This is a genomic window from Pseudarthrobacter albicanus, from assembly GCF_018224015.1.
GTDB classification, from domain to species: Bacteria; Actinomycetota; Actinomycetes; order Actinomycetales; family Micrococcaceae; genus Arthrobacter; species Arthrobacter albicanus.
The window spans coordinates 1-15958 of sequence record NZ_JAGPOT010000061.1 but is presented as its reverse complement, the minus strand read 5'-3'; the positions used below and the strand labels follow the sequence as shown (position 1 = coordinate 15958).

Annotated in this window: 12 protein-coding genes and 1 pseudogene; 4 read left to right on the top strand and 9 right to left on the bottom strand. The window is 69.1% G+C overall.

Annotation, left to right across the window (positions count from 1 at the left end; all coding sequences use genetic code 11):
- Positions 1-74 precede the first annotated feature (74 nt).
- Positions 75-392, bottom strand: a complete 318-nt coding sequence (gene mihF, locus J9611_RS14045; RefSeq protein WP_211881002.1) for an integration host factor, actinobacterial type — start codon at positions 390-392, stop codon at positions 75-77.
- A 211-nt stretch (positions 393-603) separates the two neighbouring features.
- Complete coding sequence (locus J9611_RS14040; protein WP_211881000.1) at positions 604-2001, bottom strand: sulfite oxidase; 1398 nt, start codon at positions 1999-2001, stop codon at positions 604-606.
- A gap of 509 nt (positions 2002-2510) precedes the next feature.
- Between J9611_RS14040 and J9611_RS14035 the strand changes: the two genes are divergently transcribed.
- The 3 genes from J9611_RS14035 to J9611_RS14025 all read left to right on the top strand — a co-directional run bounded on the left by J9611_RS14035 (position 2511) and on the right by J9611_RS14025 (position 5603).
- Positions 2511-4532, top strand: coding sequence for an AfsR/SARP family transcriptional regulator (locus tag J9611_RS14035; RefSeq protein ID WP_211880998.1), 2022 nt, complete (start codon positions 2511-2513; stop codon positions 4530-4532).
- Positions 4533-4635: 103 nt separating this feature from the next.
- Positions 4636-4947, top strand: a complete 312-nt coding sequence (locus tag J9611_RS14030; protein ID WP_211880996.1) for an antibiotic biosynthesis monooxygenase family protein — start codon at positions 4636-4638, stop codon at positions 4945-4947.
- Between the two features lie 14 nt (positions 4948-4961).
- Entirely contained in the window at positions 4962-5603 is a 642-nt protein-coding gene (locus J9611_RS14025) for a peroxiredoxin (protein WP_211880994.1), read from the top strand.
- A gap of 281 nt (positions 5604-5884) precedes the next feature.
- Here the strand turns inward: J9611_RS14025 and pyrF are convergent, their stop codons facing one another.
- From pyrF to pyrR, 7 genes are all read right to left on the bottom strand, one after another.
- On the bottom strand, positions 5885-6775 hold the full coding sequence (pyrF, locus tag J9611_RS14020) for an orotidine-5'-phosphate decarboxylase (RefSeq protein ID WP_211880992.1): 891 nt from the start codon (positions 6773-6775) through the stop codon (positions 5885-5887).
- Complete coding sequence (gene carB / locus J9611_RS14015; protein WP_211880990.1) at positions 6768-10112, bottom strand: carbamoyl-phosphate synthase large subunit; 3345 nt, start codon at positions 10110-10112, stop codon at positions 6768-6770. The genes pyrF and carB overlap by 8 nt, the downstream gene beginning before the upstream one ends.
- Positions 10112-11272 carry a glutamine-hydrolyzing carbamoyl-phosphate synthase small subunit gene (carA, locus tag J9611_RS14010; RefSeq protein WP_246527814.1) on the bottom strand — a complete coding sequence of 387 codons (1161 nt, stop codon included), beginning with the start codon at positions 11270-11272 and terminating at the stop codon, positions 10112-10114. The genes carB and carA overlap by 1 nt, the downstream gene beginning before the upstream one ends.
- 112 nt (positions 11273-11384) lie before the next feature.
- Positions 11385-11906: a PH-like domain-containing protein gene (locus J9611_RS14005; protein WP_211880988.1), complete on the bottom strand. Its 522-nt coding sequence runs from the start codon at positions 11904-11906 to the stop codon at positions 11385-11387.
- A complete protein-coding gene (locus tag J9611_RS14000) occupies positions 11906-13279 on the bottom strand; it encodes a dihydroorotase (protein WP_211880986.1) in 1374 nt (457 codons plus the stop codon). The genes J9611_RS14005 and J9611_RS14000 overlap by 1 nt, the downstream gene beginning before the upstream one ends.
- The gene (locus J9611_RS13995; RefSeq protein ID WP_211880985.1) at positions 13279-14319 is read right to left on the bottom strand and encodes an aspartate carbamoyltransferase catalytic subunit; all 1041 of its coding nucleotides are present in this window, start codon (positions 14317-14319) and stop codon (positions 13279-13281) included. Before J9611_RS13995 ends, J9611_RS14000 begins: the two co-directional genes overlap by 1 nt.
- Positions 14316-14915, bottom strand: a complete 600-nt coding sequence (gene pyrR, locus J9611_RS13990) for a bifunctional pyr operon transcriptional regulator/uracil phosphoribosyltransferase PyrR (protein ID WP_211880984.1) — start codon at positions 14913-14915, stop codon at positions 14316-14318. Before pyrR ends, J9611_RS13995 begins: the two co-directional genes overlap by 4 nt.
- Before the next feature lie 779 nt (positions 14916-15694).
- Here pyrR and J9611_RS13985 point away from each other — a divergent pair.
- Positions 15695-15958: pseudogene (locus tag J9611_RS13985) on the top strand (HNH endonuclease signature motif containing protein); the annotation flags it as partial.

Genomic DNA, 15958 nt, shown 5'->3' with positions numbered 1-15958 from the left:
GGGCGCTGTCTGACTCTGATTGGTCTGAATCTGGTCAGTCTGGATCGGGTCAGTCTGAATCTGGCGGGGAACGTCTACTTGTTACCTATGAAATCTACCAGCGCCCGGCGCTGGTGGATTCCCAGCCCACGGACCCGGCGGGACGCCGCGATGCCGAGCTGCTTCATGATCGCCGCGGCGCGGACCTGTCCGATTCCCGGCAGCGCCTCCAGCAGCTCCACGATCCGCATCCTGGCGATGGCCTCGTCGGACTCGCCGGAGCTGATGACCTCGGCGATGGTCAGCTCCCCCGATTTGAGCCGCTCCTTGGCGGTGGCACGGGCGGTCCTGGCGGCGGCCGCCTTGTGCAAAGCGTCGGCACGCTCCTGCGGGGTGAGGGGTCGCAAGCTCACTGAAGTCCTCCTGCGGGCACAGCTCCCCACGCCGATGCCGTGGGTCGTGTCCTGAACCTACCGCCTCGGCGAGGCAGAAATCAATGGAGCGCGTCGACTCATAGAAACCTCCGCGTAGCCGGATACGTTGCCTCAGATGGAAACCTCCGCGTAGAGGCGTGGTTCACGACGTCGGCAGCGCTGCTCTCCACCATTGAGGCGCCGACACTCATCACAGGATGCGGACCTCCACCTGATGGATCGCGTTGTTGCCGTAGCCCAGGCGGTTCCACTCGGCCCGTTCCGGCTGGGTTCGGCCGGCAAGGTCGGTCGCGCGGGCCTGCACTGTCAGCATTCCGGGCTCCAGGACGCTGATGATCAGCTCCCACGGCTGCCAGCTGTGCCGCCTGCGTTCGCCGACGAGACGGGCCTGCTGCCACCCTCCGCCGCCCACGCTGACCTCGACCCGGTCGATCGCAGCTGCTCCGGACCAGGCCACGCCGCGGATGGCAACGTCGCCGCGCGGGGTCTGGTGTTCGGGCGCTGGCTCGGTGATCAGGGCCCGTACCCGTTGCAGCGTCGCCGGCTCGCGGACGGGTTCGCCGTCGCGTTCCCATTCGTACCAGTACTTGTCGTGTTGGTAGTGGCCACGGAACGGCCGGTCGAGGAGCTCGATGCCGGTCAACCATTTAACGGATGCCACGGCATACCAGTCGGGAACGACCAGGCGCAGTGGATAGCCGTGCTGCAGGGGCAGCGGTTCGCCGTTCATCGCATATGCCAGCAGCAGGTCGGCGTCGCGGCACTGGTCGAGCCGGAGGCTGCGCTCGAAGCATACCGGTCCCGAGTGGCCCGCGACAGTCCCGCCGTCCGCGCCGCGGAACAGGACCTCCCGCCCACTCGGCCGCACACCGGCCCGATCCAGCACTTCCATCAGCGGCACACCTGTCCATTCCGCGGTGCTCACCGCGCCCAGGTTCCACTTCTCGCCCTCGATCGGTGGCTCGAAGAGTGCGCGGCCGTTGCCGGCGCACTCGAGCGTGACAGTGAGGGTCTGCGAGGGCAGGTTGTGCAGATCGTCCACGCTGAGGCTGAGCTCCCGTTCCACGAGCCCGCCGACCTCGAGCCGGAAGACAGACGGGTCAAGGTTGGGGATCTGAAAGTGATTACGCACGTAAAAGTGGGCGTTGGGCACCGCGGCGCCGCCGATCAGCGCGGGAATCGGTGTCTCGCAGTTGAGCGGATGCGCACGCTGAACCACCAGGCCGGCCTCCATAGCCTGCTGGCAGGCATCCGCGGGATCGATCGCCGGCGCGGACCCGCTCATGGGCATCGGCGTGGCGCAGCCACCGCCGGCGACCACGCGGGCACACGTCGAGGCCGGGTAGACGTCAAGGCTGCCCACCTCTTGGAACGCCTGCATGAACTCACGCAGGCGGTTCTCGTCACCGGCCTCCGCGATGAAGTACAGCGTGTGCTCACCCTGCACAACGGCTTCGCCCTGGATCTCCACGCCGTACTGTCTGGCGTTCGGGCGGCTCAGGTGATTCAAGAGCATGGCCCCCATGTAGGGGTCCTGCGTGGGACATCGGTCAGCTGAATGCTGATGATGCACAACGAACAGAGCCATGGTCACTCCTTCGGGTGCCGCCGATTCTACCACCCGCCGCCCCCTGGTTGGGCTCCGTGCTGCAGCACTTCGGTGGCACGGGCGTCACGGCCGCTTCCTGCGGCAGGGCAACCAGAACCTGGACGTGAAGATCAGCCAGACCGGTTCAAGTCCGGTCGACAAGCTGTGACTTTCAGTTCGAAATGGCGGCTCCATGACGCGACCCGGGGGTGCCCCTTTGCGGCATTTCTGTTGCCGCCGCCCTGTCGGGGGCCACTGTAACCGCGAGCGTTGCGAAATAGTGGGGAAACGAAGTTCATGCAGGAGGCTCGGCCAGCCGGGGGCCACTGGCGCAGCAGGGCGACCCGCCGCCAGCATTCTTCCCCGAGCGCGCCGGGTACCGAGGGAGAGGACTTCCCGGGTGACCGGATCATTCCGCGAGCAACGACGGCAGATCCCGCCGTCTTCCGCATGCCCCTTGTCCGCCGACGGCTGGGTTCGCCGGGGCGCCAACGCAGTATAGTGGTTCTGTGACGGATGACACGGATGACGTCGCGGCCCCTTTTGCGATCGAGCTCCTCGGCGGGTTCCGCATCCGGGTCGGGCAGGCCCGGATCTCCGAGGACGACTGGCCGCAGCGCCGCCCGCAGGCCATCGTGAAGCTGCTGGCGCTGGCGCCGGGCCACCGCATGCACCGGGAGCAGATCGCCGATGCCCTCTGGCCCGAGCTCGACGCGGCCTCCGCTGGCAGAAATCTGCGCAAAGCCCTGCACCGTGCCCGCACAGCCCTCCGGGGAAGGTTCCCCGCCGGCGACGACCTGGTTGTCGCGCATGGCGATCTCCTTGCTCTTCCCGCCGGGGCATGGGTCGACGTCGCGGAGTTCGAGGCCGAGGTCGCGCAGGCGCGTGCCACGAAGGATCTCGGATGCTATCGGCGAGCCCTGTCTTTGTGGCACGGTGACCTCCTTCCTGGCGACCTCTACGAGGAGTGGGCAGCTCCCCGCCGGGACATTCTCCACCGCATTGCCCTGTCCGTGCACCTCGAGCTATCCGCCGCTCTCGAGGCCCGCGCGGAGCTCGACGAGGCGGCGGGACTGCTCCGTACGGCCTGCGCGTTGGACCCCACAGATGAGGAAGCGGCGCGGGCGTTGCTCCGCGTCCTGGCGGCGTCGGGTCGACGGGCCGAGGCGCGGGTGGTCTACGAGTCGCTGTGCGGCAGCCTCGAGCGGGAATTGGGCGTGGCTCCGGACGTCGAGACCGTGGAGCTCCACGAGGAGATCGAACAGGGCTCGGAGTCTGCCCCCGCCCGGGCCGGCCAGCATTGGGAACGCATAGGCGACCTGCGGATGGTGGCTGGTGACGCCCCGGGCGCCGTGCACGCGTACGGGTCGGCGCTGGTTGCCGGCCCGGTCGGCGTGCGCGTGGCGCGGTTGGAGCGCAAGGTGGCGCAGGCCCTGCTCGGGACCCACATGACCGACTCAGCCGGCGAACACCTCGACCGGGCCGAGGCTGCACTCGCGCGAAACGGCGAGCCGTCCGAGACGGCCTACGTGCGCGCTGCGCGGGCCCTCTGGCTGTGCGAGGTGGGCAGCTTCGAGGCGGCGTCGGCGGCCGTTGACGAGTCGCTCAGGCTGGCCGAGCTGTCGGGCAGAAGGGACGCCCTCGTCGCGGCATACGAGGCCGCTGCCATAGTCTGCCACTATCGGGGCGTCTGGCGGGAGGGCCTTCTTCAGGAGGTCTCCCGGATCTCCGCCGAGCAGGACGACGACGAGATGTCACCAGTGTTCGACTTCCATCACTGCATCGGCCAGTACCACCTGTACGGCGACGGCCTCATGGACAGCGTGGAGGAGTATGCGCGCAAGGTGCTTGAGGTGGCAGGCCGCCGGTCCGCCCGGCGCGCCGAGGCCTTCGGATGGTGCCTCCTCGGCGAGGCACTGCTCCTCCGCGGCCGCTTGGACGAGGCGACCGGCTGCCTCACACGCAGCACCGACATCCACACCGAGCTGGGAGGACGGTCCGGCGGCCTGCCGTGGCAACGGCTCGGCGAGGCGGCGGCGATCCGTGGTGACTTTGACGCGGCCAAGGCTGCAGTGACCCGGGGCATGGCCGTCGCCATGGTCTCCGGGATGGCCCGTCACCTCTGGGGTCGGCTGTACGCCACCTCGGCGTTCATCGCGCTCGAGCGGGGCGCCCCCGCGGAGGCGATCGCCGCCGTAGCCGGTGCCGAGGCTGCGGCCGCCCGGTACGGGGACTGCCCGACATGCAGCGCACTCCTGCACCCTGTCGCTGCCGAGGCGTATGCCGCGGTCGGGGACGCGGCCGGGGCGCGGCGGCACGCGGTCGTGGCCGAGGCGACGGCGGCGTCGTTCCAGAGCTCGGCGTGGTCGGCGATGGCCGAGTCCGCCAAGGGCGACCTCGCCTTGGCCGAGGGCGACGTTCCCGCGGCGGCCCGTCACCTCGCCGCGGCTGCCGGCCTGTTCGACCGGGCGTCGCAGACGCTATGGGCCGAACGGTCGCGCCGGCGCGCCGCCTCGATCAGCGGCCGCTGACCGATCCGCACGCATCAGTCGAGGGAACGCCCGGGGAACGCGGCGGGTGTTGCATGGAATTAACGCCGGCATCCGGCCGACACCGTCAAGAAGAAGCGACACCATGAGCACCACCGAGACCACCGCATGGACGTCCGGGAGCTGGACCTTGACCCCCGGCAACGAGGATGCCTTCGTCGCGCGGTGGGAGGAGTTCCTGCAGTGGACCCGCAACGACGCGGCCGGGTTCGTCACTGCGTACCTGCTCTCCGACCGCGCGAACCCACAGCACTACGTCTCCTTCGCCCGGTGGGAGTCGTTCGAGTCCACGCAGGCCTGGCGGACCCTCCCGGGCTTCATGCCGCACTTCACTGCCTGCCGGGAGCTGTGCGACGACCTGTCCGCGGGCGACTACGCCGGCGAAGTAGCGATCTGAGAGGAGAAGGAACCATGAACATCCGTCTGGGCGACGTCGCGCCCAACTTCCACGCCGAGACCACCCAGGGCCCGATCGAGTTCTACGATTGGAAGGGCAGGAGCTGGGCCGTCCTGTTTTCCCACCCGAAGGACTTCACCCCGGTGTGCACCACTGAACTGGGGTACACGGCCCGCCTCAAGGACGAGTTCGAGCGGCGCGGGGTCAAGGTGATCGGCCTCAGCGTGGACCCCGTCTCCGAGCACCAGCGATGGGCCGCTGACATCGAGGAGACGCAGGGAATCGCCCCCAACTTTCCGATCATCGGCGACGAGGACCGGGCCGTGTCGCTGCTCTACGACATGATCCACCCCAACGCCGACGCCACCGCGACGGTGCGTTCGGTCTTCGTCATCGGACCGGACAACACCGTCAAGCTGACGCTCACTTACCCCGCCAGCACCGGCCGCAACTTCGACGAGATCCTCCGAGTCATTGACTCGCTCCAGCTCACGCTTCGGCACAAGGTGGCCACGCCCGTGAACTGGCAACCCGGGGAGGACTGCATCATCGTGCCAGCCGTCGGCGACGACGAGGCAGCCACGATGTTCCCGGAGGGCTGGGTCACGATCCGGCCGTACCTGCGGCTCGTCCCCCAGCCGGAGCCGAGCCTGTGAGCGGAGGGCACGGTGAGACCGCCGGATGGTCCGGCGTCGTCCTCTGGGCCTGGTGCGGCGGGCTCGAGGCTACCGCCCGGCTCTCCGAGGAGCTCGGCATCGACGTCGACGTCGACCTGGGTCGAGACCTCAGCCGGCCCAGCCCCACTCACACAAGGAAGGGGACTGCCCCGGGTTTCGTTGACTCGAGTGTCAATCAAACCTTCAGCTGTCCCCAACCGTGCTCTTTGTTTGCTGGGGACTCTCGGACAACCGCCTGAGAATTGCCCGGCCCGACAGGGCTAGTCCGCGAGGAGTTCGTCGAGGGTGCGCCGTGCCGCGTCGCGCAGGTCCTGGTTCCGGGGTCCCGCGCCGAGGATGTCCCGGCTGGAGGTGCCCAGCACCTGCGGGTAGGCACGGCCGAAGGTCCGGCGCAGGTCTGCCGCCGTTGCCCCCTGCGCGCCCAGTCCCGGGGCAAGGATCGGCCCCCGGACCGCCGCGAGATCCAGGTCCAGCTCCGTCAACGCCGAGCCGACTGTCGCCCCGACCACCAGGCCCACCGAGCCCAGCCCAGGCGTCCCCGGCTCCCCCGGTCCCGCGAAATACCGCCGGTTTTCCCCGGCTGCGGCCTGGACGATGCGGCGGGCCACGGAGTCCGCGCCGCCGACATGCTGCACGGAGGCGCCCTCCGGGTTGGAGGTCAGCGCGAGTACGAACACGCCGCGCCCGTACTCAGCGGCCATGTCCAGGGCGGGCCGCAGCGACTCGAAGCCCAGGTACGGGCTCAACGTCACCGAATCCGCGGCCAGCGCGGAGCCGTCCCGCAGCCAGGCATCCGCGTAGGCCGCCATCGTCGAGCCGATGTCGCCGCGCTTGGCATCGGCGATGGTCAACACCGAGGCTTCCGCCGCGGCGGCCAGGGTGCGTTCCAGGACGGCCATCCCGGCGGAGCCGTGGCGCTCATACAGCGCCACCTGCGGTTTCACCGCGGCAGCGAGGGAAGCCACGGCCTCCAGGACGGTGAGGGAAAAGCGTTCCAGCCCGGCGACGTCGTCCGCCAGTCCCCAGCGCTGCAGCAGCGCCGGGTGCGGATCGATGCCGACGCAGAGCGGGCCGCGGTCCGCCATGGCCCGGCCCAGCCGGGAGCCGAAGGGCTCCCGGCCGGCCGCTGGTGCAGCTTCAGGCTCAGGCATGCTGGGAGGCTGCGTTCTGCGATGCTCGTTCTTGGGAAGCTGCGTTCTGCGATGCCGCGAGTGCGGCGGCGTGCTCCTGCAGGCTCGTGACGGACCATTCGTAGGTGCGCAGCGCCTCGATGGCCTGGACTGCGGCGTTGAATTCGGCCACCGTGGTGATGCACGGGATGCCGATCGACGTCGCCGCGGCGCGCAGTTCGTAGCCGTCGCTGCGGGCCGCGCCGCCCGAGGGGGTGTTGAAGACCATATCGATCTGCCCGGCGATGATGAGGTCCGCAATGGTCCCCTCGCCTTCGGCGCTGGAGCCTTCGGCGACCTTCCGGACCGGGGTGGCCTGGATGCCGTTGCGGCGCAGGACGTCGGCCGTCCCGCCGGTGGAGACGATCTCGAAGCCGAGGTCGGAGAGGCGCTTGACGCCCATGATCACCGAGCGCTTGTCCCGGTTGGCCACGGAGACGAAGATCTTGCCTTCGGTGGGCAGCGCGTTGTTGGCGGCGGCCTGGCTCTTGGCGAAGGCGGTGTCGAAGTGCTTGTCGATGCCCATGACCTCGCCTGTGGACCGCATTTCCGGGCCGAGCAGGGAGTCGACGACCTTGCCCTCGGGGGTGCGGAAGCGGCTGAACGGCAGCACGGCTTCCTTGACCGAGACGGGCGCGTCCAGCGGCAGGGTGGAGCCGTCGCCGGTTTCGGGCAGCATCTTGTAGGCGCTGCGGAGCTGGCTGATGGTCACGCCGGTGCCGATCAGGGCCGCCGCCTTGGCCATCTGCACGCCGGTCGCCTTGGAGACGAACGGGACGGTGCGGGAGGCCCGCGGGTTGGCTTCCAGGACGTAGAGCACGTCGGAGGCCAGGGCGAACTGGATGTTGATCAGGCCGCGGACGCCGACGCCCTCGGCGATGGCCAGCGTGGCGGTCCGGACGCGTTCCAGCACGTTGTTGCCCAGGGTGATGGGCGGCAGCACGCAGGCCGAGTCGCCGGAGTGGATGCCGGCCTCCTCGATGTGCTCCATGATGCCGCCGAGGTACATGTCGGTGCCGTCGTAGAGGGCGTCGACGTCGATCTCGACGGCGTCCTCGAGGAACCGGTCGATCAGCACCGGGTGCTCCGGGGTGATCTCGGTGGCGTTGGCGATGTAGCGCGAGAGGTTGGGCTCGTCGTAGACGATCTCCATGCCGCGGCCGCCCAGGACGTAGGACGGGCGGACCAGCACGGGGTAGGCGATCTCGTCGGCGATCTTCTTGGCGTCCTCGAAGGACACCGCGGTGCCGTTCTTCGGCGAGATGAGGCCGGCCTGGTCCAGCACGCGGGAGAAGGCGCCGCGGTGCTCGGCGAGGTCGATCGCTTCCGGCGAGGTGCCCAGGATCGGCACGCCGGCGTCGGCGAGCTGCTGCGCGAGCTTGAGCGGGGTCTGGCCGCCGAGCTGGACGAAGACGCCCATCACGCCGCCGGTGCGTTCCTCAGCCGCGATGACCTCGAGGACGTCCTCGAGGGTGAGCGGCTCGAAGTACAGCCGGGTGGAGACGTCGTAGTCCGTGGAGACGGTTTCCGGGTTGCAGTTGACCATGACGGTCTCGTAGCCGGCCTTGCGCAGCGCCATGGAGGCGTGGACGCAGGAGTAGTCGAACTCGATGCCCTGGCCGATCCGGTTGGGCCCGGAGCCGAGGATGATGATGGACGGCTTGGCGTGCAGCGCGACCTCGTCCTCCTCGTCATAGGAGGAGTAGTGGTACGGGGTGTAGGCGGCGAACTCGGCGGCGCAGGTGTCCACGGTCTTGTAGACCGGGCGGATGCCCAGTGCCTGCCGGACGCCGCGGACGACGTCCTCGGAATTGTGCGTCAGCGCGCCGATCTGCTCGTCGGAGAAACCGTGGCGCTTGGCGCGCTTGAGCATCTCCGGCGTCAGGGCGGCGGCCTTGCGGATCTCCAGCGAGATCTCGTTGAGCAGCTGGAGCTGGTCCAGGTACCAGGGGTCGATCTTGGTGGCCGCGAAGAGCTGCTCCACGGTGGCGCCGCCGAGCAGGGCGCGCTGGACCTGGTGCAGCCGGTCGGTGGTGGGCCGCTTGGACTTCTCAATCAGCTCCGGGACTTCCCATTCGGGGACGGAGCTGAAGTCCAGCTGCGAGCCCTTCTGCTCGAGGGACCGGAGGGCCTTCTGCAGCGCCTCGGTGAAGTTCCGGCCCATGGCCATGGCCTCGCCCACCGACTTCATGGTGGTGGTCAGGGTGGGGTCCGCCGCCGGGAACTTCTCGAACGCGAAACGCGGGACCTTCACCACGACGTAGTCCAGGGTCGGCTCGAACGACGCCGGGGTCTTCTGGGTGATGTCGTTGGGGATCTCGTCCAGGGTGTAGCCCAGGGACAGCTTGGTGGCGATCTTGGCGATCGCGAAGCCGGTGGCCTTGGAGGCGAGGGCCGAGGAGCGGGAGACGCGCGGGTTCATCTCGATCACGACGACGCGGCCGGTGTCCGGCTCGACGGCGAACTGGATGTTGCAGCCGCCGGTGTCGACGCCGACCTCGCGGATCACGGCGATGGAGATGTCCCGCAGGCGCTGGTACTCGCGGTCCGTCAGGGTCAGGGCCGGGGCCACGGTGATGGAGTCGCCGGTGTGCACGCCGACGGGATCGAAGTTCTCGATGGAGCAGACGACCACGACGTTGTCGTTCTTGTCCCGCATCATCTCGAGCTCGTATTCCTTCCAGCCCAGGATGCTCTCTTCGAGGAGCACCTCGCTGGTGGGGCTGTACTGCAGGCCCTGCCCGACGATCCGGCGGAGGTCCTTTTCGTCGTAGGCCAGGCCGGAGCCGAGGCCGCCCATCGTGAAGGAGGGCCGGACGACCATCGGGTAACCGAGGTCCCCGGCGGCGGTGAGGGCCTCGTCGATGGTGTGGATGATGTGGCTGCGGGCGGACTCGGCGCCGCAGCGCTCCACGACGCCCTTGAACTTCTCGCGGTCCTCGCCGAGCTCGATCGCGGCGATGTTGGCGCCGATCAGCTCCACGTTGTACTTCTCCAGGACGCCGTTCTTGTCCAGGGCGATGGCCGTGTTGAGGGCGGTCTGCCCGCCCAGGGTCGGCAGGATCGCATCCGGGCGTTCCTTGGCGATGATCTTCTCGACCACCTCGGGAGTGATCGGCTCGATGTACGTGGCGTCCGCGAACTCGGGGTCGGTCATGATGGTGGCCGGGTTGGAGTTGACGAGGATGACCCGCAGGCCTTCCTCCTTGAGGACGCGCAGTGCCTGGGTGCCGGAGTAGTCGAATTCGGCCGCCTGGCCGATCACGATCGGGCCGGAACCGATGACCAGAACGCTCTTAAGGTCAGTTCTCTTGGGCATTACTTCTTGTCCTCAGTCTTGGAATCGGTGGCAGTCTTTGCGTCGGTCTCTGTCTTTGAAGAAGCGTCCGCCATCAGCGTGATGAAGCGGTCGAAGAGGTAGGCGGCGTCGTGCGGGCCGGCCGCGGCTTCGGGGTGGTACTGCACCGAGAAGGCCGGGATGTCCAGGCAGGCGAGGCCTTCGACGACGTCGTCGTTGAGGCTCACGTGGCTGACCTCGACGCGGCCGTACCGCTCCTCGGGGGCCTGGGTGGCGCCCTTGAGGGGGGCGTCGACGGCGAAGCCGTGGTTCTGCGAGGTGATTTCGACCTTGCCGGTGCGGCGGTCCAGCACGGGCTGGTTGATGCCGCGGTGGCCATAGCGCAGCTTGTAGGTGCCGAAGCCGAGGGCGCGGCCCAGGATCTGGTTGCCGAAGCAGATGCCGAAGTACGGGATCTTCGCATCGAGCACCGAGCGCAGCAGTTTGACCTGGGTGTCGGCCGTGGCGGGGTCGCCGGGGCCGTTGGACATGAAGACGCCGTCCGGGTTGACCGCGTTGATCTCCTCGATGGTCGCGGTGGCGGGCAGCACGTGCACGCGGACGCCGCGCTCGGCGAAGCGGATGGGGGTCATCCGCTTGATGCCGAGGTCGATCGCGGCGATGCTGAACCGCGGCTCGCCCTTCCAGCCGAAGTCCTTGGGCTCGACCGTGTAGGCCGTCCCGACGCTGACTTCCTCGGCCAGCCGGGAGCCTTCCATCGGCGCGCTGGCCAGGACGGTGTCCACGAGCTCCCGGTCCGTGGCGCGGGCTGCGGCGCCGGAGAAGATGCCGGCGCGCATGGTCTTGTGTTCGCGCAGGTGGCGGGTGATGGCGCGGGTGTCCACGCCTTGGATGCCGACGATCCCCTGCTCGACGAGTTCTTCGTCCAGGCTGCGTTCGGAGCGCCAGTTGGAGGGGCGCCGGGCGGCGTCGCGGACGACGTAGCCGGCCACCCAGATGCGCCGGGACTCGGCGTCGTCCTTGTTCACGCCGGTGTTGCCGATGTGCGGCGCCGTCTGGACAACGAGCTGGCGGGCGTAGGAGGGATCGGTGATGGTCTCCTGGTAGCCGGTCATTCCGGTGGCGAACACCGCCTCGCCCAGGGCGGTTCCGGTGGCGCCGTAGCTGGTGCCGCGGAACATCCGTCCGTCCTCGAGCACGAGGACTGCCGGGGCGGGCGCTGTTGCTGTCACTGCTGGAGCTGTCACTGCTGTTGCTTCCACTGCTGTTGCTTGGTTGGGGTCCGTCACGTCGTTACTTTCCACTATCGGCTTCTGCCTGAGGGGCTGCGGAGATCAAATCTTGAAGGGTGTTGAGGAGGATGGTCTTGTCTTCGGCGTGCCGGGTGCGGAACCCGGTGTCCAGTTCGCGGGCGCCGAGCCTCCAGCTGAGCACCAGCAGTCCGTCCTTTTCGACGAACTTTCCGGCCATGCCGCTTTCCAGCCGGACCCCGGTGAGCCGTCCGGCCGGGATGAACACGGGTCCGGCGCCGGCGCGGTCGAACAGCGCCCCTTCGGGGTACACGCTGAGCCCGGCGTTGGTGCGGAGGCCCAGGTGGTGGACGGCGATGCGGTCCAGCCAGTCACCGGCCGTGGTGGAGGCGACGTACTGGCCGTCGGCAGCGGCCAGCGGGGCGCCGAGTTCCCCGGGAACTCCGGGCAGCGGGTCGACGTCGGACTGGCGGCGCAGGCGGTTCCGCCAGCCGATGGCCAACAGGACGAAAGCGACGACGACGAGGGCCAGCGTGGCCAGGCCGAGGACGAGGAGCCTGTCCATCAGTTGCGGCCCGCCGGTGCGGCGCCGGGCATCTCTGTGTTCTCCGGGAGCCACCGGTACGGGGTGTTGAGCTTGCCGGCCAGGACTGTGGGGTGGCCCCTGAAGAACGTCGCCACCACCTTGCCGGGAAGTTCGCGGCCGGCAAACGGAGAGTTACGGCCCATGGTTGCCATTTTAGAAGGGTCCACGGTCCAGCGCGCAGCCGGGTCCACGAGTATGACGTTGGCCGGTTCGCCCGTTTCGAGGGGGCGGCCCTGGTCTTCCAGCCGGCCGATGGCGGCCGGCGCGGTGGAGGTGACGCGGGCGAAATCCGCCCAGCCCATCAGCCCGGTCTCGATCATGGTGTGCTGCACCACGGAGAGCGCGGTTTCCAGGCCGGTCATGCCCATGGCCGCCTGCGCCCATTCGCATTCCTTGTGTTCGCTCGGGTGCGGCGCGTGGTCGGTGCCGACGACGTCGATCGTGCCGTCGGCCAGCGCGGCGCGCAGGGCCTGGACATCGGCGTCGGTGCGCAGCGGCGGGTTGACCTTGTAGACGGGGTCGTAGCTGCGGACCAGCTCGTCGGTGAGCCAGAGGTGGTGGGGCGTGACCTCGGCCGTGACGTTGACGCCGCGTGATTTCGCCCAGCGCACGATCTCCACGGAACCTGCGGTGGAGACGTGGCAGACGTGCAGCCGGGAGCCGACATGCTGGGCCAGAAGCACGTCGCGGGCGATGATGCTTTCCTCGGCGACGGCGGGCCAGCCGGTGAGGCCGAGGACGGCGGAGACCTCGCCCTCGTTCATCTGGGCGCCGGCGGTGAGGCGGGGTTCCTGCGCGTGCTGGGCCACGACGCCGTCGAACGCCTTCACGTACTCGAGGGCGCGGCGCATCAGGACGGGATCGTGGACGCAGATGCCGTCGTCCGAGAAGACGCGGACCCGGGCCCGTGAGTCGGCCATCGCGCCGAGCTCGGCGAGCTGCTCCCCCGCGAGCCCGACAGTGACGGCGCCGACCGGGCGGACGTCCACCCAGCCGGCGGCCCGGCCGAGGGTGAGGACCTGCTCCACCACGCCGGCGGTGTCCGCCACCGGCGTGGAGTTGGCCATCGCGTGGACGGCGGTGTAGCCGCCCAGGGCGGCAGCGCGGGTGCCGGTTTCCACGGTTTCCGCGTCCTCGCGGCCGGGTTCGCGCAGGTGGGTGTGGATGTCCACCATGCCGGGCAGGGCGACCAGGCCGGCGGCTTCGATCACGGTGGCGCCGTCGGCGGCGAGGTCCCGCCCGCGCCCGGCGATGACGCCGTCGCGGATCAGCAGGTCTTCGGGGGCCCCGCCGAGGATCGCGGCGCCCCGGATGAGGTAGGCGCCGCTGTTGTCCTGGTGCAGTTCGGCCATCAGTGGCTCTCCTTTGAGTGGGCGGCGGTGGGGGCGGCTGCCGTGGGGGCGGCTGCCGTGGGGGCGGCTGCCGGTTCGCGGGTGTCCCCGGACAGCAGCAGGTACAGGGCCGCCATGCGGATGGACACGCCGTTGCGCACCTGCGCCAGCACGGTGGAGCGGGGCGAGTCGGCCGCGGCGGCGGAAATTTCCAGGCCCCGGTTCATCGGCCCGGGATGCATGATGATGGTGTCCTTCAGGCCGAGGCCGTCGAGGGCACGGAGCCGGTTGTCGTCGAGCCCCCAGCGCCGCGAGTACTCGCGCGTCGTCGGGAAGAAGGACGCGTTCATCCGTTCCCCCTGCACACGGAGCATCATGATGGCGTCCACGCCCTTGCAGAGGGTTTCATCGAGGTCGTAGCTGACGGTGCAGGGCCATTTTTCGACGCCGATGGGCAGCAGCGTGGGCGGCGCCACGAGGGTGACTTCGGCGCCCAGGGTGCGGAGCAGCCAGACGTTGGACCGTGCCACCCGGGAGTGCAGCACGTCCCCGGCGATGGCGACCCGCATGCCCGCCAGGTCTGCCCCGGCGGACGGGGTGCCGGCCAGCCTGGACCAGTGCCGGCGCATGGTGAACGCGTCCAGGAGGGCCTGGGTGGGGTGTTCGTGGGTGCCGTCGCCGGCGTTGATGACGGCGGCGTCGATCCAGTCCGTGGCGGCCAGCCGGTGCGGGGCACCGGAGGCCCAGTGCCGGATCACGACGGCGTCCGCGCCCATCGCGGCCAGCGTCTGCGCCGTGTCCTTGAGGGACTCGCCCTTGGAGACGGAGGAGCCTTTCGCGGCGAAGTTGATGACATCGGCCGAAAGCCGCTTGGCGGCGGCTTCAAAGGAGATGCGGGTCCGGGTGGAGTCCTCGAAAAACAGGTTGACCACGGTGCGGCCGCGCAGGGCGGGCAGCTTCTTGACCTCCCGCTCCCCCACGGCCGCCATTTCTTCGGCGGTGTCCAGGATGCGGGTGGCGTCGGCCAGGCTTAGGTCTTCGGTGGAGAGCAGGTGCTTCATGCGACCGCCTCGATGACGACCTCGTTGACGGGGGCGCCGTCGATGGAGTCTGTTTCCTCGAGCCGGACCCGGACTTTTTCGGCGGAGGAGGTGGGGAGGTTCTTGCCGACGTGGTCCGCGCGGATGGGCAGTTCCCGGTGGCCGCGGTCGATCAGCACGGCCAGGCGGACAATGCGCGGGCGGCCCAGGTCGACGATGGCGTCCAGGGCGGCCCGGATGGTCCGTCCCGAGTACAGGACGTCGTCGATCAGCACGACAACCTTGTTGTCGATCCCGGTGCGCGGCAGCTGCGTCGGGTACGGGGGCCGGGTGGGCTGGTGCGAAAGGTCATCGCGGAACATGGTCACATCCAGCTGGCCGACGATCGCGGCGGCGTCCACGGCGGGATCGGCGGCGGCTATCTTGGCGGCGAGGCGGACGGCGAGGGGATAGCCCCGGCGCGGGATGCCGAGCAGGACGAGGTCCTGGGAGCCCTTGTTGGCCTCGAGAATTTCGTGGGCGATCCGAGTGAGTGCGCGGTCAATGTCGGCCTGGTTGAGTACAACCCTGGTGAGGACAACCCTGGCCGGAACCGGTGATTCTGGAACAGCAGTCACAGCTCGTCTCCCCTTTCCCCGCCTCACGGGACGGAATTAAAAAAGGATTATTTGCTCTTTCAAATTACCACACGGGCCGCCGCGGAGCCGCCCCGGTGCGGCCGTTGAGAGGCGGTGTGCGTCACAGCGGCACCGCCCGCGGGGCGGTACATCGGCATGACTGTTACTGAAGGACAGGATCAGTTGGAGAGAACCCCTCGCCGCGACTCTGGCCGGCGGCAAGACCCGTCGCGGCAAGGACCAGGTCCAGGTCGCGGTCGCTAAAATCCTCCGCCCCCGCTGGGTCAGCCGGGTCATCAGCACGACCCCGGCCGGGAACACTCCTGCCGCATTCCGCCTCCGCTGGTCCGAGCAAGAGATCCGCGTCCGTGCCTTCCAGCGCGTCGCGGCCTTGGCCGTCGCAACTGACGCGCCGCCAGGCCGAACAGGCCGGGATCCGGCTCAGCGTGCGCGAACTGCCCGCCTCCCTGGGAACCATCGAAGAGACCGTGCTGTTCTACCCCTCCACCGGCGGCCGCCCCAAAGCGCGCCCGCATACACACCGACCACGACGAAACCGCCGCCAAACCCGGCCGGCCTCTACGGAATTGCAGCCTACGCCGCCATGTCTTAGGTCATACACATACGGGACCGAAACCCCTTGCTGACCAGGACAAACGTCACTGCCCCCGCCACAGCCCGGGAACTCCCGCTGGATCTGGCCAGCGCGAACAGACGGCGACGACCAGTTTTCGCCGTCGCCGCCTCTAAATGTCGGTGCCTCCTGAGATGCTGTGGGTGTGGACAGCAGAGCAGCGTGGAGTGCCGGAAGCAGGGAGGCCCTGGAGGCCGTCGCCGCGTCCGCTGCTGTGCTGGCTGCCTTCACCGGCGCCGGCGCGGACCGCCCGGATCCGCCCGGCGCCGACCCGCTGCGAAACGCCGACCCGCTGCGGAGTCTGGCGGATGATTGCCTGGACGGACTCGCCGATGTGGCGCGGCTGGAAGCCCGGACCGCGGCGCTGAAGGTGAGGCTGGCCGCGGACTACATGCACGCAACCAGGGCC

Coding starts and splice junctions, on each gene's coding strand:
- J9611_RS14040 (WP_211881000.1), bottom strand. CDS start 2,001: ATGGCTCTGTTCGTTGTGCATCATCAGCATTCAGCTGACCGATGTCCC.
- J9611_RS14030 (WP_211880996.1), top strand. CDS start 4,636: ATGAGCACCACCGAGACCACCGCATGGACGTCCGGGAGCTGGACCTTG.
- J9611_RS14025 (WP_211880994.1), top strand. CDS start 4,962: ATGAACATCCGTCTGGGCGACGTCGCGCCCAACTTCCACGCCGAGACC.
- pyrF (WP_211880992.1), bottom strand. CDS start 6,775: ATGCCTGAGCCTGAAGCTGCACCAGCGGCCGGCCGGGAGCCCTTCGGC.
- carB (WP_211880990.1), bottom strand. CDS start 10,112: ATGCCCAAGAGAACTGACCTTAAGAGCGTTCTGGTCATCGGTTCCGGC.
- carA (WP_246527814.1), bottom strand. CDS start 11,272: ATGTTCCGCGGCACCAGCTACGGCGCCACCGGAACCGCCCTGGGCGAG.
- J9611_RS14005 (WP_211880988.1), bottom strand. CDS start 11,906: ATGGACAGGCTCCTCGTCCTCGGCCTGGCCACGCTGGCCCTCGTCGTC.
- J9611_RS14000 (WP_211880986.1), bottom strand. CDS start 13,279: ATGGCCGAACTGCACCAGGACAACAGCGGCGCCTACCTCATCCGGGGC.
- J9611_RS13995 (WP_211880985.1), bottom strand. CDS start 14,319: ATGAAGCACCTGCTCTCCACCGAAGACCTAAGCCTGGCCGACGCCACC.